At 70.3% G+C, this 16,594-nt stretch carries 18 protein-coding genes, 1 pseudogene and 1 riboswitch; of the genes and pseudogenes, 13 read left to right on the forward strand and 6 right to left on the reverse strand.

The features are described 5' to 3' along the window. Together resB and ccsB are read left to right on the forward strand one after the other, a co-directional pair. Entirely contained in the window at positions 1-1,788 is a 1,788-nt protein-coding gene (gene resB, locus KHP12_RS29205) for a cytochrome c biogenesis protein ResB (RefSeq protein WP_086882138.1), read from the forward strand. Next, on the forward strand, positions 1,785-2,879 hold the full coding sequence (ccsB, locus tag KHP12_RS29210; RefSeq protein WP_086882137.1) for a c-type cytochrome biogenesis protein CcsB: 1,095 nt from the start codon (positions 1,785-1,787) through the stop codon (positions 2,877-2,879). The genes resB and ccsB overlap by 4 nt, the downstream gene beginning before the upstream one ends. Positions 2,880-2,968: 89 nt before the next feature. Here ccsB and KHP12_RS29215 read toward each other — a convergent pair whose 3' ends face one another. Continuing rightward, entirely contained in the window at positions 2,969-3,463 is a 495-nt protein-coding gene (locus KHP12_RS29215) for a PLD nuclease N-terminal domain-containing protein (RefSeq protein WP_211833916.1), read from the reverse strand. Between the two features lie 91 nt (positions 3,464-3,554). Here KHP12_RS29215 and KHP12_RS29220 point away from each other — a divergent pair, with 91 nt between their 5' ends. The 3 genes from KHP12_RS29220 (at position 3,555) to KHP12_RS29230 (ending at position 6,682) form a co-directional block, all read left to right on the forward strand. Beyond that, positions 3,555-5,006 (forward strand): menaquinone biosynthesis decarboxylase, encoded by a 1,452-nt coding sequence (locus KHP12_RS29220; RefSeq protein WP_086882088.1) that lies wholly within the window; start codon positions 3,555-3,557, stop codon positions 5,004-5,006. Next, entirely contained in the window at positions 5,003-5,926 is a 924-nt protein-coding gene (gene mqnP, locus KHP12_RS29225; protein ID WP_086882087.1) for a menaquinone biosynthesis prenyltransferase MqnP, read from the forward strand. The genes KHP12_RS29220 and mqnP overlap by 4 nt, the downstream gene beginning before the upstream one ends. A gap of 81 nt (positions 5,927-6,007) precedes the next feature. Next, positions 6,008-6,682, forward strand: coding sequence for a UbiX family flavin prenyltransferase (locus tag KHP12_RS29230; protein ID WP_037955266.1), 675 nt, complete (start codon positions 6,008-6,010; stop codon positions 6,680-6,682). A gap of 53 nt (positions 6,683-6,735) precedes the next feature. Here KHP12_RS29230 and KHP12_RS29235 read toward each other — a convergent pair whose 3' ends face one another. Then, positions 6,736-6,900, reverse strand: coding sequence for a hypothetical protein (locus tag KHP12_RS29235; protein WP_167442517.1), 165 nt, complete (start codon positions 6,898-6,900; stop codon positions 6,736-6,738). A gap of 122 nt (positions 6,901-7,022) precedes the next feature. Here KHP12_RS29235 and KHP12_RS29240 point away from each other — a divergent pair, with 122 nt between their 5' ends. From KHP12_RS29240 to KHP12_RS29265, 6 genes are all read left to right on the forward strand, one after another. Then, complete coding sequence (locus tag KHP12_RS29240) at positions 7,023-7,484, forward strand: Lrp/AsnC family transcriptional regulator (RefSeq protein ID WP_020869409.1); 462 nt, start codon at positions 7,023-7,025, stop codon at positions 7,482-7,484. 46 nt (positions 7,485-7,530) lie between these two features. After that, positions 7,531-8,709, forward strand: a complete 1,179-nt coding sequence (mqnE, locus tag KHP12_RS29245; RefSeq protein WP_164433317.1) for an aminofutalosine synthase MqnE — start codon at positions 7,531-7,533, stop codon at positions 8,707-8,709. 63 nt (positions 8,710-8,772) lie between these two features. Beyond that, entirely contained in the window at positions 8,773-9,432 is a 660-nt protein-coding gene (locus KHP12_RS29250) for a UdgX family uracil-DNA binding protein (protein WP_086882085.1), read from the forward strand. 129 nt (positions 9,433-9,561) lie between these two features. Then, a complete protein-coding gene (locus tag KHP12_RS29255) occupies positions 9,562-10,086 on the forward strand; it encodes a GNAT family N-acetyltransferase (protein WP_086882084.1) in 525 nt (174 codons plus the stop codon). 109 nt (positions 10,087-10,195) lie between these two features. Further along, positions 10,196-10,483, forward strand: coding sequence for a DUF4229 domain-containing protein (locus KHP12_RS29260; protein WP_171072639.1), 288 nt, complete (start codon positions 10,196-10,198; stop codon positions 10,481-10,483). Positions 10,484-10,860: 377 nt separating this feature from the next. Further along, positions 10,861-12,186, forward strand: coding sequence for a dicarboxylate/amino acid:cation symporter (locus KHP12_RS29265; protein WP_086882083.1), 1,326 nt, complete (start codon positions 10,861-10,863; stop codon positions 12,184-12,186). A gap of 63 nt (positions 12,187-12,249) precedes the next feature. Here KHP12_RS29265 and KHP12_RS29270 read toward each other — a convergent pair whose 3' ends face one another. Both KHP12_RS29270 and KHP12_RS29275 read right to left on the reverse strand, forming a co-directional pair. Continuing rightward, positions 12,250-12,570, reverse strand: coding sequence for a DMT family transporter (locus KHP12_RS29270; RefSeq protein WP_086882082.1), 321 nt, complete (start codon positions 12,568-12,570; stop codon positions 12,250-12,252). 33 nt (positions 12,571-12,603) lie between these two features. Beyond that, positions 12,604-12,669: riboswitch (guanidine-III (ykkC-III) riboswitch) on the reverse strand. A gap of 7 nt (positions 12,670-12,676) precedes the next feature. Further along, on the reverse strand, positions 12,677-13,708 hold the full coding sequence (locus KHP12_RS29275) for an alpha/beta hydrolase (RefSeq protein ID WP_210609659.1): 1,032 nt from the start codon (positions 13,706-13,708) through the stop codon (positions 12,677-12,679). A gap of 222 nt (positions 13,709-13,930) precedes the next feature. Here KHP12_RS29275 and KHP12_RS29280 point away from each other — a divergent pair, with 222 nt between their 5' ends. Further along, positions 13,931-14,545, forward strand: a complete 615-nt coding sequence (locus KHP12_RS29280) for a TetR/AcrR family transcriptional regulator (RefSeq protein WP_086886491.1) — start codon at positions 13,931-13,933, stop codon at positions 14,543-14,545. 288 nt (positions 14,546-14,833) lie between these two features. Here KHP12_RS29280 and KHP12_RS53470 read toward each other — a convergent pair. Continuing rightward, positions 14,834-15,482, reverse strand: a pseudogene (locus KHP12_RS53470) (AraC family transcriptional regulator); the annotation flags it as partial. Positions 15,483-15,666: 184 nt separating this feature from the next. Between KHP12_RS53470 and KHP12_RS29295 the strand changes: the two are divergent. After that, positions 15,667-16,113, forward strand: a complete 447-nt coding sequence (locus tag KHP12_RS29295) for a cupin domain-containing protein (protein WP_086886488.1) — start codon at positions 15,667-15,669, stop codon at positions 16,111-16,113. A gap of 176 nt (positions 16,114-16,289) precedes the next feature. Here KHP12_RS29295 and KHP12_RS29300 read toward each other — a convergent pair whose 3' ends face one another. Further along, positions 16,290-16,493, reverse strand: coding sequence for a cold-shock protein (locus KHP12_RS29300; RefSeq protein ID WP_030834854.1), 204 nt, complete (start codon positions 16,491-16,493; stop codon positions 16,290-16,292). Between the last annotated feature and the right edge of the window lie 101 nt (positions 16,494-16,594).

Consider the following 16,594-nt stretch of genomic DNA (forward strand, 5'->3'; position numbering starts at 1 on the left):
ATGTCCACCACCGATACCGACACCGCGGCCGGCAAGGAGGCCGGCACGCCGCCCGAGGGTGGCGCGACCGCCGAGGAGCGCGAGCTCGGCGCCGCGGGGTCGCAGCTGTCCACCGCCCCGGCCGAGGAGATCAACGTCCCCTCGCTGGGGCCGCTCGGCTGGGCCCGGTGGTTCTGGCGGCAGCTGACCTCGATGCGGGTGGCGCTGCTGCTGCTCCTGCTGCTCACCCTCGCCACGATCCCCGGCTCGCTGGTCCCGCAGACCAGCATCGACCAGCTCAAGGTGCAGGACTTCCAGAAGCGGCACCCGACGCTCACCCCGATCTACGAGAAGCTCCAGCTGTTCCACGTCTACAGCTCGGTGTGGTTCTCGGCGATCTACCTCCTGCTGTTCATCTCGCTCATCGGCTGCATCGTGCCGCGCACCTGGCAGTTCATCGGCCAGCTGCGCGGCCGCCCGCCGGCCGCGCCGCGCCGGCTGACCCGGCTTCCCGCGTACACCACCTGGCGCAGTGAGGCCGAGCCCGAGCAGGTGCTGGCGGCCGCCCGGAAGATCATGAAGGGGCGCCGCTTCCGCATCGAGACCTCGGGTGACGCGGTGGCCGCGGAGAAGGGCTATCTGCGCGAGGTGGGCAATCTGCTCTTCCACACCGCGCTGATCGTGCTGCTGGTGTCCTTCGCCGCAGGGCAGCTGTGGAAGACCGAGGGCAGCAGCCTGATCACCGAGGGCGGCGGCTTCTCCAACAGCCTCACCCAGTACGACGACATCAAGACGGGGCAGCTGTTCAACAGCGATGACCTCGCCCCCTTCGGCTTCCAGCTGGACCGCTTCACCGCGACCTATGAACGCAGCGGTCCGCAGATGCGCACCCCGCGCACCTTCCGGGCCGATGTGAGCTACTGGGACGGCGCGGACGGCGCCAGTCACAAGACCTCGATCAAGGTGAACGAGCCGCTGGAGATCGCGGGCTACAAGGTCTTCCTGCTGAACCACGGCTACTCGCCGGTCGTCACCATCCGGGACGGCAAGGGCGATGTGGTGCACCAGGGCCCGGTGGTCGGCCTGCCGATCGACGGGGCCAACCTCACCGAGAGCATGGTCATCAAGGTCCCGGATTATCGGGACAAGAACGGCAAGAAGGACCAAATCGGCTTCCAGGGGCAGTTCCTGCCGACCTGGGTGCGCAGCAAGGGCATGTTCTCCGTCTTCCCGGCGCTGGACAACCCGACGCTGGTCCTGACCGCCTACCACGGCAGCCTCGGTGTGGACGGCGGCACTCCGCAGAGCGTGTACCAGCTGGACAAGTCGCGGATGAAGCAGTTCCTGGAGTCCGACGGCAAGACCAAGTTCGCCCGGGCGCTCAAGGTCGGCGACACCATGAAGCTGCCGAACGGCGCCGGAACGCTGTCGTTCGACGGCGTCAAGGAATGGGCCAGCTTCCAGATCTCGCACAAGCCGGGTGACCAGGGCGCCCTCATCGGCGCCGTGGCCGCCCTGGTGGGCCTGGCCGCCTCCCTGTTCATCCAGCGCCGCCGGGTGTGGGTGCGCGCGGTGAGGGGCGACGACGGCACCACCGTGGTCGAGATGGCGGGGCTCGGCCGCAGTGAGTACGCCAAGCTGCCCGAAGAACTCGCCGATCTGGCCGTCCGTCTCCAGACGGACGCACCCCCGGCCCCGGAAGCGGAACCCGACCCGGAGCCCGACCGGAACTCCACCGAGGACTCCGCCTCGGAATCCGCATCCGACACCGCAGATCCCGCAGATCCTGCCGAAGGAGCGCGCGCGTGAACCTCGCCGCCGAAGTCAACGAGAACCTGGCTCATTACAGCAACGTGCTGATCTACTCGGCGATGGCGGTCTACACCCTCGCCTTCCTGGCGCATATCGCCGAGTGGGTGTTCGGCAGCCGCAGCGCCGTCGGCCGCACCGCCGCCGCGATCACCGCCGACTCCGAGGTCGCCCAGCGCGCCAAGGTGACCGTGCGGGTCGGCGGGCAGAGCGGTGGCACCGCCGTCCTGGAGCGGCCGAAGATCGTCACCCGCTCCGCGGCGGGCAGCCGCGACGTCCCGGACGGGCCGGGCGCCGCGGGCGGCACCGAACAGGGCGATGTGTACGGCCGGATCGCGGTCGGCCTGACCGTACTGGCCTTCCTCTTTCATGCCGTGGGCGTCCTCTTCCGCGCGCTGTCGGTGCAGCGGGCGCCGTGGGGCAACATGTACGAGTTCTCCACGACCTTCGCCATGGTCGCGGTGGCCACATACCTGGTGCTGCTGGCGCTGAAGAAGAATGTGCGCTGGATCGGGCTGCCCCTCGTCACCACGGTCCTCCTCGACCTCGGTCTCGCCGTCTCTGTCTTGTACACCGCGAGCGACCAGTTGGTTCCGGCCCTGCACTCGTACTGGCTCTGGATCCACGTCAGCTGCGCGATCGTCTCCGGCGCCTCGCTCTACATCGGGGCCGTCGCCACGCTGCTCTACCTCTTCCGCGACCGCTACGAGGTCCAGCTGGAGAACCCGGAGGGCAAGCAGTTCGGCCGGTTCGCCAAGTCCGTTCTGGAACGGGTGCCCTCGGCGGCGTCGCTGGACAAGTTCGCGTACCGCATCAACGCCACGATCTTCCCGCTGTGGACCTTCACGATCATCGCGGGCGCGATCTGGGCCGAGGCCGCCTGGGGCCGCTACTGGGGCTGGGACCCCAAGGAGGTCTGGTCCTTCATCACCTGGGTCGCCTACGCCTGCTACCTGCACGCCCGCGCCACCGCCGGCTGGAAGGGCCGCAAGGCCGCCTACCTCGCGCTGATCGCCTTCGGCTGCTACCTGTTCAACTACTACGGCGTCAACATCTTCATCACCGGCAAGCACTCCTACGCCGGGGTCTGACACCGCACAACGCGACGGCCGGTTCCCCCGACCCATGTCGGGGGAACCGGCCGTTGTCGCGCTTCTCCGCCTCAGGGCGCGGCCACTCCTCAGGACGCGGCCGGCGGGGTGTCCTCCGGACCCGACCCGGAGCCGGAGCCGGAACCCGAACCGGAGCCCGGCCCCTCGCCCTTGCGGCGCAGCTCCTCCTCGCGGCGGCGGAGGTCGGCCTCCCAGTCCCTCAGGCGCTCCTCGTCACTCTCGCGGTCGCCGGGCGTGTCGGGCGGTCCGTCCCCGTCGTCCTTACGCCCCTTGTCGTTCAGGGACTTGAGGAACTCGGGGTTGTCGTCCGGCGCGACCCAGCCGCCCCCGCCCCCGCCGCCGCCCGTGCCCCGGACGCCGGGCCGGCCGGCGCCTCCGGGGACGGCGCGCTTGCGTCCCGTGATCAGCCAGGAGACGGAGCCCACGATGGGGAACAGCAGGACGAGGATCGCCCAGATGGGCTTGGGGAGATAGCGGATGTCCTGTTCGTCGGTGGTGATGCAGTCGATGAACGCGTAGATGCTCAGTGCCAGCGGCACCAGGATCATCAGCACCCGTAGCATGAGGCGATTCCCCCCTGCGTGTGGTGTTCGGGGCGGTGGCTCGGGCCCCCAGTTACGGGACCAGGGTAGTGCGTACCGGATACTGGGACGTATGGCTTATGACGATCTTCGTTCCTTTCTGCGGGCGCTCGACAGGGAAGGCGACCTCAAGAGGGTCAGGGTCGAGGTCGATCCCCATCTCGAGGTCGGGGAGATCGTCGACAGGGTCAACAAGGCGGGCGGTCCCGCGCTGCTCTTCGAGAACGTCAAGGGCTCGGCGATGCCGCTGGCCATGAATGTCTTCGGCACCGACCGCCGCCTGCTGAAGGCCCTGGGACTCCGCTCGTACGACGAGATCAGCGAGAAGATCGGCGGGCTGGTCAAGCCCGAGCTGCCGCAGGGGTTCGTCGGCCTGCGCGAGGCGTTCGGGAAGCTGGGCTCGATGGCCCATGTGCCGCCGCGGAAGGTGAAGGAGGCGCCCGTCCAGGAGGTGGTCCTCACCGGCGAGGACGTCGATCTGGACCAGCTTCCGGCGCTGTTCACCTGGCCCGAGGACGGCGGGTCGTTCTTCAACCTCGGTCTGACCCACACCAAGCACCCGGAGACCGGGGCGCGCAACCTCGGCCTCTACCGCCTCCAGCGCCATGACCGCCGCACCATCGGCATGCACTGGCAGATCCACAAGGACAGCCGCAACCACTACCAAGTGGCCGCCCGGCGCGGGGAGAAGCTCCCGGTGGCGATCGCGTTCGGAGCGCCGCCCGCCGTGACCTACGCCTCGACCGCGCCGCTGCCCGGCGACATCGACGAGTACCTCTTCGCCGGGTTCGTCCAGGGCCGGCGGGTCGAGATGGTCGACTGCAAGACGGTGCCGCTCCAGGTCCCGGCGGCCGCCGAGGTCGTCATCGAGGGCTGGCTGGAGCCCGGGAAGACGCTGCCGGAGGGCCCGTTCGGCGACCACACGGGCTTCTACACGCCCCAGGAGCCGTTCCCGGCCCTGACCATCGACTGTGTGACGATGCGGCGGCGGCCGCTGCTCCAGTCGATCGTGGTGGGCCGTCCGCCGACCGAGGACGGACCGCTGGGGAGGGCGACCGAGCGGTTCTTCCTCCCGCTGCTCAAGATCATCATCCCGGACATCGTGGACTACCACCTCCCCGAGTCCGGCGGGTTCCACAACTGCGCGATCGTCTCGATCGACAAGAAGTACCCCAAGCACGCGCAGAAGGTGATGCACGCCATCTGGGGCGCCCACATGATGTCGCTCACCAAGCTGATCGTCGTGGTCGACGCCGACTGCGATGTCCACGATCTGCACGAGGTTTCCTGGCGCGCTTTGGGGAACACCGACTACGCCCGCGATCTGACCGTGGTCGAAGGCCCCGTCGACCATCTCGACCACGCCTCGTACCAGCAGTTCTGGGGCGGTAAGGCGGGCATCGACGCCACCGCGAAATGGCCCGAGGAGGGCTATACGCGCGACGGCGGATGGCCGCGCATGGTCATGTCCGATCCGGAGACCGCCGATCGGGTGACAAAGCGATGGAAGGAGTACGGGCTGTGAGCGCCGATTCCGCGACCCCCGATCTCTTCGGCCCCGAACCCGCGCCGCCCGGCCGGGTCCGCGCGTTTCTGCGGCTGGTGATGATCGAGCACTCGGTCTTCGCGCTGCCCTTCGCCTACATCGCCGCGCTGACCGCGATGCACCTGTGGGACGGCACCGTCCACTGGACGCGGCTGCTGCTGATCACGATCGCCATGGTGGGCATGCGCACCTTCGCCATGGCCTGCAACCGGATCATCGACCGCGAGATCGACGCCCGCAATCCGCGCACCGCCGGCCGTGAACTGGTCACCGGCGCCGTGTCGGTGCGCACCGCGTGGACCGGCGCGCTCATCGCGCTCGCCGTCTTCCTGGGCTCGGCGGCGCTCCTGAACCCGCTCTGCCTGGCGCTGGCGCCGCTCGCGGTGGTGCCGATGGTGGTCTATCCGTACGGCAAGCGGTTCACCGACTATCCGCACGCCATCCTGGGCGTGGCCCAGGCCATCGGCCCGGTCGGCGCCTGGATCGGGGTCACCGGCGAGTGGTCGTGGGACGCGGCCATCCTGGGGCTCGCGATCGGCATCTGGATCGGCGGCTTCGACCTGATCTACGCCTGCCAGGACGTGGCGGCCGACCGGGCGCACGGGGTGCGGTCGGTGCCGGCCCGCTTCGGCATCGCGGGCGCCCTCCACGGGGCGCGCGTCTGCCATGTGGTCACCACGGCCCTGCTGGTCTGGTACGCGCTGGCCACGGACGCCGGGGCGTTCTTCTGGGTCGGGCTGGCGATCGTCGCGGCGGCGTTCGCGTATGAGCACACCATCGTGCGGCCGGGCGATCTGTCCAGGCTGAACCGCGCCTTCTTCACGGTCAACGGGTTCATCGGGATCGCCCTGTTCTGCTGCGCGCTCCTCGACCTGGTGGTGCGGGGCCTCGGCCTGTGAGACCCGCCGGATAGGCTCGGTGACGTGGAGACGCCGCACGAGCCTTACGGGCCGCATGAGCCGTACGGGCCGCACGAAGAAGTGGGCGGGCGCCGTCCCTGGGTGGTCGGTGTGTCCGGCGCGTCCGGGACGCCGTACGCCGCCTCGGTGCTGCGCGCGCTGCTGGCGGCGGGCGAGGCGGTCGACCTGGTGGTCAGCCGGGCGTCACGGCTGACGCTGCTGGACGAGACGGGGATCGGATTCCGGGACGCCCACTGGCGTGACGATCTGCGCCGCTGGCTGGCGCGCGGCGCGGACGGCACACCCGACGCCTTCGAGGTGCCCGCCGAGGTGGCGGACGTGACCCACTGGTCGCCCGGGGACCTGGCGGCCGGGCCGTCCTCCGGCTCGTATCCGGCCAAGGGGATGCTGATCGTTCCGGCGAGCACCGCGTGTGTGGCCGGGGTGGCGCTCGGGCTGTCGAAGGACCTGCTCCAGCGGGCCGCGAGCGTCACGCTCAAGGAACGGCGCAAGCTCGTGGTGGCGGTGCGCGAGACACCGCTGAGCGGACAGACGCTGAAGGCTCTGGTGACGTTGGACGAGGCGGGCGCGGTGGTGATGCCCGCCTCGCCGGCGTTCTACGCGGGGGCGACGCACATCCAGGATCTGGTGGACTTCGTCGCGGGGCGGGTGCTGGACGCGGCAGGGGTGCCGCACAAGCTGTACCGCCGGTGGGAGGGGGAGCTCGGTGGGGACCGGGACCGGGGAACGGCCTAGGGTCTGTCGTCAAAGGGGGCGTCCGGCCGCGAGCGGCGTTTTGACGACAGGCCCTAGCGGGTCCAGCGCCGCCTGGCGCGCGCGGTGCGGGCCGCGACGACGGCCGCGCGGCGGGCCGCGCGGGAGACGGGCCGGTCGGTGGTACGGGCTGCACGCGAGCGGCTGGCCAGGTCCCGCAGCTCGAGCATGCGGGCCTCAAGACCCTCGATCGTGTACACGGTGAGTCATCTCCTGAGGGATGGTCGATCGCCTAAAAGATTTACAGGGCTTGTGGCCCTCATGCCTTAGATTCTACATGTAATCTCGCTCAAACCTTGAATAATGGAAGGCGTACGTGCTTATGGACGCGGTGGACAGGCAGCTCATCCAGGCCCTGCGGGAGAACGGCCGGGCCTCCTACGCCGAGCTCGGCAGGCTCGTCGGCCTCTCCGGGCCCAGCGTCACGGACCGGATCAACCGCCTGGAGGCCGCCGGGGTGATCACCGGCTATCGCGCGACCGTGGACGCCGCCTCCCTGGGACTGGGCGTCACCGCGCTGATCGGCATCCAGCTCTCGGACGCCACCGACCACGAGGAGGTGGCCCACCGGTTGCGCGAGCTCGCCGAGATCGAGGACTGCTGGTTCATCGCGGGCGACGACTCGTACATGCTCAAGGTGCGCGCATCCGACGTGGACGGCCTGGAGCGGACCATCCGCCGGCTCTCCGGCACCAAGGGCGTCTCCCGCACCCGGACCACGATCGTGCTGTCCACGAAGTGGGAAAACCGGGTCGGCGAGCTTCCGGAGGACATCGAGGCGTAGTCTCGGCCAAGGCTGACATCAGCAGACGTAATGGGAGGCGACCGGGGTGACCGGGACCACACACGACGTGGGTTTCAAGAGGGAGTTGGAGCAGAAGGTCCGCGCGGGCGAGCGGCTCTCGCGGGAGGACGGCATCGCCCTCTACGAGTCCGACGATCTGGCCTGGCTGGGCGGGCTCGCCCATGAGGTGCGCACCCGTAAGAACGGCGACGTCGTGCACTTCAACGTCAACCGCCACCTCAACATGACGAATGTGTGCACCGCGTCCTGCGCGTACTGCTCCTTCCAGCGCAAGCCCGGCGAGAAGGACGCCTACACGATGCGCATCGAGGAGGCCGTCCGCCTCGCCAAGGCGATGGAGAACGAGAACCTCACCGAGCTCCACATCGTCAACGGCCTGCACCCGACCCTCCCCTGGCGCTACTACCCGCGGTCGCTCAAGGCGCTCAAGGAGGCCCTTCCGCAGGTCTCCCTCAAGGCGTTCACCGCCACCGAGATCCACCACTTCGAGAAGATCTCCGGTATGCCCGCCTCGGAGATCCTCGACGAGCTGATCGACGCCGGGCTGGAGTCGCTCACGGGCGGCGGCGCCGAGATCTTCGACTGGGAGATCCGGCAGCACATCGTCGACCACGAGACCCACTGGGAGGACTGGTCGCGCATCCACCGGCTCGCGCACGAGAAGGGGCTCAAGACGCCCTGCACGATGCTCTACGGGCACATCGAGGAGCCCCGCCACCGGGTGGACCACGTGCTGCGCCTGCGTGAGCTCCAGGACGAGACCGGCGGCTTCCAGGTCTTCATCCCGCTGCGCTACCAGCACGACTTCGTGGACATGAAGGACGGCAAGATCCGCAACCGCCTCCAGGCCCGCACCACCATGGCCACCGGCGCGGAGGCGCTGAAGACCTTCGCGGTCTCACGGCTGCTCTTCGACAACGTGCCGCACGTCAAGGTCTTCTGGGTGATGCACGGCGTGCAGACGGCGCAGCTCGCGCTCAACCACGGCGCGGACGACATGGACGGGTCGGTCGTCGAGTACAAGATCACCCACGACGCCGACGACTACGGGACGCCCAACAAGCTCACCCGTGACGACCTGCTCGACCTGATCCGGGACGCCGGGTTCCGGCCGGTTGAGCGGAACACCCGCTACGAGGTCATCCGCGAGTTCGAGGGCCCGGACCCGGCCCGCCGCGAGACCCCGCAGCCGATGCGGGTGTGACCCGTATCGCCCTCCGCCCGGCGGCCGCTGTCTGACGGCCGCCAGGCGGGGCACTCGGGGGCCATGGCCGGTACGAAGAGCCCCGAGGACGCGTACACCGCCGCCCCCTTCGTCCCGGAGGGCGCCGACCTGGGCGCGCTCCGGGAAGCGGCGGCCGGATGCCACGGCTGCCCGCTGCACCGCGACACCACGCAGACCGTCTTCGGCGCCGGGGACCCGGACGCCCGGGTCGTGCTCGTCGGTGAGCAGCCGGGCGACCAGGAGGACCGGCAGGGCAAGCCCTTCGTGGGCCCGGCGGGCAAGGTCCTCGACCGGGCCCTGGACGAGGCCGGGATCGACCCGGACGAGACATACATCACCAACGCGGTCAAGCACTTCAAGTTCACCCACGTCCCCGAGCGCGGCAAACGGCGCATCCACAAGCCGCCGAGCCTGCGCGAGCTCTCCGCCTGCGGGCCCTGGCTGGAGGCCGAGCTGGAGTTGATCGAGCCCGAGGTGGTCGTGGCGCTCGGGGCCACGGCGGGGAAGGCGCTGCTGGGCTCGTCGTTCCGGGTGACCAAGCAGCGCGGCACGCGGCTGGAGGGCGACCCGTCGGGACCGGCGCGCGGCGCCCTGATCGTCCCCACGATCCACCCCTCCGCGGTGCTGCGGGCCGATGACCGGGAGGCGGTGTACGAGGGGCTGGTGGCCGATCTGAGGGTCGCGGCGGAGGTGCTGGGCTGAGCGGCCGGACCGCGGTCGGTGTACGAGACGGCCGGACCGCGGTCGGGTACGAGACCGGCCGGATCGCGGTCGCGTACGGACTCGGGGCGCGCGGGGGCGCTGACAGACCTCCTGGGTATCGTCGATCGCATGCCCCTGCGCTGTGAACTCGACCCCGAGACCACCCCCGAGCTGCTCGACTCCGTCTGCGCCCTCTGGGCCGACGTCTCGAACGCGGGCGGCGCCGTCGGCTTCGTACCGCCCGTGGTCAAGGACGACATACGTCCCGAGCTGATCAAGCACCTCGCCGCGATGACGGAGGGCCGGACCCGTCTGCTCCTCGGCCGCGACGAGGACGGCGCGGTGGCCGCCACCGCCTTCTTCACCTTCAACACCCACCGGCTGATGCGCCACTGGTGCTGGCTCTACACCGTGATGGTGCACCCCTCCCACCAGGGCAAGGGATACGGTCGCGCCCTTATGGCCGCCGCCGAGGACGCCGCGCGCGGTATGGACGGCATCCGGGGGATACGGCTCACCTGCCGCGGCGGCACCGGGGCGGACCTCTTCTACGAGCGGTGCGGCTACAAGGAGGTCGGACGGGTGCCCGGCGCGATCAAGGTCGCGGACGACGACTTCCGGGACGACGTCACCATGTGGCTGCCGCTGAATTGATCAGAAACCGGGCGTGGTTCACTGGGAGGACAGGTTCTCCCGGTGGTGGCCACCGGAAGACCTCGCAGCAGAACTCCCCACAGAACTCCCAGGAGAGAGAGGACGAGTCGTGTCCTTCACGCCGAGCGCCGCGTTCCGCTACACCCTCATGCGCCTGGGAATCTTCGTCGGATCGTTCCTGGCCATCTGGGCCCTGGTCTACTTCCGGGTGCTGCCCTCCGGCCTCGGCAGCTCCAACCTCTTCTGGGTGATGCTGCTCGCGCTGGTCGTCTCCGCGCCGCTCAGCTGGATCGTGCTGCGCAAGCAGCGGGACGCCCTGGCCGTCGAGGTCGCCGAGAAGGTGGACCGCGCCAAGGAGCGGCTGGCGGCGAACCAGAGCCAGGAGGACGGCGTCTGACCGGCGCTGGCCTGTAACCCTCCTCACACCACCCCACACCCTTCACCGACGCCCCCTGGGTCAGTTTCCGCTGGCGCAGGGGGCGTTGATGTCTTTTGCCCCCTCAGACGCCCTCAGTTGCCCTCGGGCATCCTCAGAAGTCAAAGATTTCCTTTGGGTTCCCCAAAGCGGCGGTGTTAACGTACTTGTCATGAAGACAGCAGCCGCGCCCCACATCTCAGCGAGCGTTCCGCTCGTGGCGCGCCTGCACATCGATCTTTGCCGCTGCCTGTCCGCGGCCTGTCGTCGCCGCTGATCCATCTCGCGCACAGCGGCCGGAGATCCCGTACGGACTCCTGGCTTTCTCCCGCTCTCCTACCTCCACCGGAGTGTGTCCGTTGTCGTCCGCCCTCAAGGCGTCCCCCCAGGGGTCGTCGTCCTTCCGCCTGCCCAAGGTGCCCTTCTGGGCGCAGATCCTGCTGGGCCTCGTCCTCGGTGTGGTGCTCGGCTGGATCGCCCGCAGCGGTGACGTCGGCTGGCTGGTCACCACGCTCGACAAGATCGGCACCATCTTCGTCCAGCTGCTGAAGCTGGCCGTCGCCCCGCTGGTGTTCTTCGCGATCCTGATCTCGATCACCAATCTGCGGAACGTCAACAACGCCGCCCGGCTGGCGACCCGTACCCTGCTGTGGTTCATGGCCACCTCGCTCATCGCCGTCGCCATCGGCCTGGCGATCGGGCTGGTGACCAACCCGGGCGCCGGGACCGACCTGACTCCCAAGGACGGCGCCAAGCCCGACCACGCGGGCTCCTGGCTGGACTTCCTCACCGGCATCGTGCCGACCGACGTCATCACCCCGTTCACCGAGCTGAACGTGTTGCAGATCGTCTTCATCGCCGCCGTCGCGGGCGTCGCCGCCCTCCAGCTCGGTGAGAAGGCCCAGCCGATCCTCACCCTGAGCCAGTCGGTGCTCGAACTGCTCCAGAAGGCCCTGTGGTGGGTCATCCGGCTCGCCCCGCTGGGCACCCTGGGCCTCATCGGCACCGCCATCGCCGACTACGGCTGGAACCTGATCGGCAAGTACGCGACCTTCACCGCCGACATCTACATCGGCTGCGCGCTGGTGATGTTCGGCGTCTACCCGCTGCTGCTCGCGACGGTCGCCAAGGTCAACCCCCTGAACTTCTTCAAGGGCGCCTGGCCCGCCATCCAGCTCGCCTTCGTCTCCCGCTCCTCGGTCGGCACCATGCCGCTGACCCAGAAGGTCACCGAGCGGCTGGGCGTCCCCAAGGAGTACGCCTCCTTCGCGGTGCCCTTCGGCTCGACGACGAAGATGGACGGCTGCGCCTCGATCTACCCCGCGATCGCCGCGATCTTCATCGCCCAGATCTTCGACGTGAACCTCGGCGTCGGCGACTACCTCCTGATCGCCTTCGTCTCGGTGATCGGCTCCGCCGCCACCGCCGGCCTTACGGGCGCCACCGTCATGCTGACTCTGACCCTCTCCACCCTGGGGCTGCCCCTGGAGGGCGTCGGCCTGCTGATGGCCATCGACCCGGTCCTGGACATGATGCGGACCGCCACCAACGTGGCCGGGCAGTCGCTGATACCCGTGATCGTCTCGGCCCGCGAGAAGATCCTCGACCACGAGGCGTACGCCTACGCCAGCGCCTCCCCGCTGGACGACCGCGACGAGCCGGAGCCCCAGCTGGCCGCCGCGTAACACCTGCCCCGAGCGGCAAGCGGTGCCCCCGGGACCTTCCTCGGTCCGGGGGCACCGTGCCGTTCACCCGCCCGCCGTGGCCTCCAGGCCCACGATGGCCACCACCAGCAGGAGCAGGAAGAAGATCCGGGCCGGGGTGACCGGTTCGTGGAAGAGGAGCATGCCCAGCAGAGCGGTGCCGACCGCGCCGATGCCGACCCAGACGCCGTAGGCCGTGCCGATGGGCAGGCTCTTCACCGCCGCGCTCAGCAGCCCCATGCTCACGATCAGACCGGCGACGGTGAACACACTGGGCCACAGCCGGGTGAAGCCGTCGCTCAGCTTCATGCCGATCGACCAGCAGATCTCGAACAGCCCGGCGGTGAGCAGCAGGACCCATGCCATGACGGCACCTCCGTGAAGTCTCTCGATTACGGGGGTGCGTCGTCTTTGCGGGTCCCGGTACGGCGCGTCTCGTCGGGCTCCTCCCGACCGTAGCAAACCCCCCGCGTCAGCTGAGCCGGGCGGTGAGCAGGGGGAGGGCGTGGGTGAGTTCGCGTTCCCAGTAGGGCCAGGTGTGGGTGCCGGGGCCGTAGAGGTGGGCGGTGACGGCCAGGCCGTGGGCGCGGGCACGGCGCACATAGCGCTGGGCCATCTCGCCGAGGCCGCGCTCCAGGGCGTCCTCGGGGCGGCCCGGCGGGTCGAGGGGGCCGGGGGTGCCGTTGCCGCAGGCGACGTAGAGCGGGTAGCCGCGGGGGAGCCGGGGGATCAGGGCGTACGGGTTGTGGGCGTCCCAGAGCGCGGACTGGGCGGCGGGGTCTCCCCAGAGGGCCGTCGGGTCGGCGCCTTGGCCCGTAAGGAGGTTCTGGATACCGGCCGGGTCCAGGGTGGTGTGGATGACCCCGCTGAACGAGGCCGCCGCGCGGAAGAGGCGGGGGTGGCGGGCGGCGTAGGAGAGGGCGCCGAAGCCGCCCATGGACAGACCGGCGATCGCCCGGTGACCGTTGGCCCGCAGCGCGCGCTCCAGCAGCGGGAGCAACTCGGCCAGGTGGAAGGTCTCCCAGGCGGGCGGGCCGTAGTGGCCGCCGTTCCACCAGTTGGAGTAGAAGCCGGCGGGACCGCCCTCGGGCGAGACGATCAGGGCCGGGGTGGCGGCGGTGATGGCCTCGACATCGGTGTTACGGGTCCATGCCTCCCAGCCGGGGCCCGGGTCGCAGCACCCGTGGAGCAGGTAGAGGACGGGCCAGCGGTGGTGGGGTCTGCGGTCGTAGCCGGTGGGGAGGAGGACGCGGGCGTGGCCCTCGCGGCCCAGCGCGGGCGAGTCGACCGTCAGGTCCAGAACGCGCTCGCCGACGCGCTCCGCGGCGACGAGGCGTGCGTGGGTGGGCGCCGCGCGTCCGGCAAGGGCTTCCGGGGAACGGGCCCTTGAGGAGCCGGCCTTCGAGGAGTCGGGCTCCGCGGAACGGGCTTCCGCGCGGGCGGGGAGGAGCGGTGCGGCGGCCAGCGCGGTCAGCGCGGCGAGCGTGCGACGGCGGTTCGGCATCGTTCGTTCTCCTTCGCGGCACTGCGTTACGGAGCTGAACGGGGCACGGTGCGTGGTCAGTTGAAACTTTGATGTCGTCGGGCGGCCGTGGCAAGAGCGCCGACAGTGGTCCCACGTAGGCTTGTCCGCGATATGTGTGCGGGGGCACGATCGAAGGGGGCGGCCTGCGTGGGCGGGGCGACGGGGAGCAAGCGCGTGCCACGGGCCGTGCGGGAGCAGCAGATGCTGGACGCGGGGGTGCGGGCCTTCGCGCGCAGCGGCTATCAGAACGCCTCGATGGACGACATCGCCGAGCTCGCCGGGGTCTCCAAACCGCTGGTCTATCTCTATCTCAACTCCAAGGACGAGCTGTTCACGGCGTGCATACGGCGGGAGGCCGCCGCGCTGGTGACCGCGGTCCGGGCCGCCGTGGAGCGGGACGCGCCCGCCGACCGGCAGTTGTGGAGCGGGCTGAGCGGCTTCTTCGCGCACACGGCCGAACATCCCGACGGCTGGACGCTGTTGCATGTGCAGGCCCGTACGCAGGGGCGGTCCTTCGCCCGTGAAGTGGTCGCGATGCGGGCGGAGATCGTGGAGTTCGTGACGCAGCTGATAGGCGCGGCGGCGCGGGAGCAGGCGCGCGGGGCGGCGCGCGCCCGGACCCTCGCGGGCACCGAGGTGTCCGGGCTCGCGCACGCGCTGGTGGGCGCGGCCGAGTCGCTCGCGGACTGGACGGCGGACGGGCGAGCGGGTGGGCCGTCGGCCAAGGAGGCCGCGGCCACCCTGATGAACTTCGCCTGGGCCGGGCTGGGGAATCTGCTCCAGGGGCAGGGGTGGTCGTCCGAGCGGGCCGGCTGACGGGCGGGGCGGCTGACGGGCGGTGTCAGCCGGGCCTCACGCGGCGCGGTTGTCCCGCATCGGGTCCGTCAGGCCGGGCCTTACGCGGCGCGGTTGCCGCGCGTCGGCTCGTCCGCCAGCCGTCCGGCCATCCACTCCAGGGCCGTCGGTATCCCGGTCACCGCCGTGGTGACATGGTCCAGCGGATAGTCCTTCCACTCCACCGGCACGCCCCGGGCGCACCAGCGGTCGCGCAGCGCCGCGCCGACCCGGTACGGGATCAGCTCGTCCACCGTGCCCTGGTAGAGAGACGACGGGGGCGGTCAGCCAGCGGCGGTCGATACCGGCCGCGGTGCGCGGTGCCCCGAACCGGGGCGGGCACCCGAAGAGCGGCTCGTAGTCCTCGGCGTACGGGGGCGGGGGATACGCGAACTGGGCGCACAGCAGCGGGATCCGCCGCCCGATCAGCCAGCCCGCGACCCGGTGCCAGACGAGCATGAGCCATTCGGCGACGATATGGCTCTCGGCCGCCGTAAGGGCGTCCTCATGCGGGCCCAACCCGCCGCGCAGGGCGAACACCGCCTCCCGGCCCCGGCCCGCGCCGCGATCCAGGGCCAGATGGGGGCCGCCGGGGAAGAGCCGGTAGACGCGGGCGCCGCGCTCCACCGCCGTGCCGAGGTCGGGGCAGCCCAGCGCGACGTAGCACATCATCGCGAAGGTGCCGGGCCGGCTGCGGATGGTCCCCAGCCCCAGGAACTCGTCCCCCGTGGCCCGGTGCAGGGCGCGCACCAGCCGGGCGAACTGCTCGGGGGAGACGCGGGCGCGGTCGTCGGTGAGCAGCAGCGGGGGTTATCCGGGCCCGCTGGAGCAGGGGGACGGTGTCGAGGCCGAGCCGCTGCGCACCGCGCAGCGCGGCCCGCACATGGTGCACCGTCACCGTCCGCCGCCCGTGCCCCATGGTCAAAACCGTGCCCGAGCGGGGGTGCCGCGTCAGCGGTGCGTCGCGGGGCCCCTACGCGGCGTGAGCGCCGTAAGGGCGACATGAGCGCCATAGGGGCGGTGGTGAGCGCCTTGAGGAGGGTGTCAGGCCCTACGGGCTATCCTCGACGGGCCCGGACGGACGTGTGAGAGCGGGGAACGACATGGCCACCACCCGACGGCCCGCGACGGCCGAATGGCTCGGACTCGAGCCCCATCCTGAGGGCGGCTGGTACCGGGAGACCTGGCGCAGCGATGTCACGGTGCGGCCGCCGGGGTACGACGGCGAGCGCGTGACCGCCACGGCGATCTACTTCCTGTTGACTCCGGGTGAGGAGTCCCGGTGGCACGTGGTGCGCTCGGCCGAGCTGTGGCTGTGGCACAGCGGCGGCCCGCTGCGGCTCCGGCTGGGCGGTACGGGCGACGCCCCGGAGGCGGCCCCCACCGAGGTGCTCCTGGGCCCCGATATCGCCTCCGGCCAGCGCCCCCAGGTCGTCATCCCGCCGGGCGTCTGGCAGGCGGCCCGTCCGGAGGTGGACGAGGAGGCCCTGGTGAGCTGTGTGGTCTCCCCGGGCTTCGACTTCGCCGACTTCCGGCTGCTGGAGGACTGAGCACATCCAGGCACGGGACCCAGAGCCACGGGCCTCAGAGTCACGGCCCCAAGCCACGGCCCCCAAGCCATGGGCCCCAAAAGGCAGGCGGCCCCACAGCAGAAGGCCCCAAAAGGCAGGAGCCCCGCCTCCCCGCTGGGCGGGGAGCAGGGGCTCCTTGGGTGGTGCTGTTCTGATCAGACGGCGCTGACGTTCTCCGCCTGCGGGCCCTTCGGGCCCTGGGTGACGTCGAAGGTCACGGCCTGGTTCTCCTCGAGAGAACGGAAGCCGGTCGCGTTGATCGCGGAGTAGTGAACGAAGACATCGGGGCCGCCGCCGTCCTGGGCGATGAAGCCGAAGCCCTTCTCGGCGTTGAACCACTTGACGGTTCCGGTAGCCATAAGCCCTCCTTGGGCCAAAGGGTTGCCCTGCTCCAGAACCTGCAAGAAGTCTGAAAACTACAAAAGCCTGCGGTTACATGCTCCGCAGGCTCTGTACTGCA

Origin of the sequence: Streptomyces asiaticus, from assembly GCF_018138715.1 — a bacterium.
GTDB lineage: Bacteria > Actinomycetota > Actinomycetes > Streptomycetales > Streptomycetaceae > Streptomyces > Streptomyces asiaticus.

Bases quoted from the DNA above. Each gene is read 5' to 3' on its own strand.
- resB (WP_086882138.1), top strand. From the start codon at position 1: ATGTCCACCACCGATACCGACACCGCGGCCGGCAAGGAGGCCGGCACG.
- KHP12_RS29215 (WP_211833916.1), bottom strand. From the start codon at position 3,463: ATGCTACGGGTGCTGATGATCCTGGTGCCGCTGGCACTGAGCATCTAC.
- KHP12_RS29220 (WP_086882088.1), top strand. From the start codon at position 3,555: ATGGCTTATGACGATCTTCGTTCCTTTCTGCGGGCGCTCGACAGGGAA.
- KHP12_RS29240 (WP_020869409.1), top strand. From the start codon at position 7,023: ATGGACGCGGTGGACAGGCAGCTCATCCAGGCCCTGCGGGAGAACGGC.
- KHP12_RS29250 (WP_086882085.1), top strand. From the start codon at position 8,773: ATGGCCGGTACGAAGAGCCCCGAGGACGCGTACACCGCCGCCCCCTTC.
- KHP12_RS29255 (WP_086882084.1), top strand. From the start codon at position 9,562: ATGCCCCTGCGCTGTGAACTCGACCCCGAGACCACCCCCGAGCTGCTC.
- KHP12_RS29270 (WP_086882082.1), bottom strand. From the start codon at position 12,570: ATGGCATGGGTCCTGCTGCTCACCGCCGGGCTGTTCGAGATCTGCTGG.
- KHP12_RS29275 (WP_210609659.1), bottom strand. From the start codon at position 13,708: ATGCCGAACCGCCGTCGCACGCTCGCCGCGCTGACCGCGCTGGCCGCC.
- KHP12_RS29280 (WP_086886491.1), top strand. From the start codon at position 13,931: ATGCTGGACGCGGGGGTGCGGGCCTTCGCGCGCAGCGGCTATCAGAAC.
- KHP12_RS29295 (WP_086886488.1), top strand. From the start codon at position 15,667: ATGGCCACCACCCGACGGCCCGCGACGGCCGAATGGCTCGGACTCGAG.
- KHP12_RS29300 (WP_030834854.1), bottom strand. From the start codon at position 16,493: ATGGCTACCGGAACCGTCAAGTGGTTCAACGCCGAGAAGGGCTTCGGC.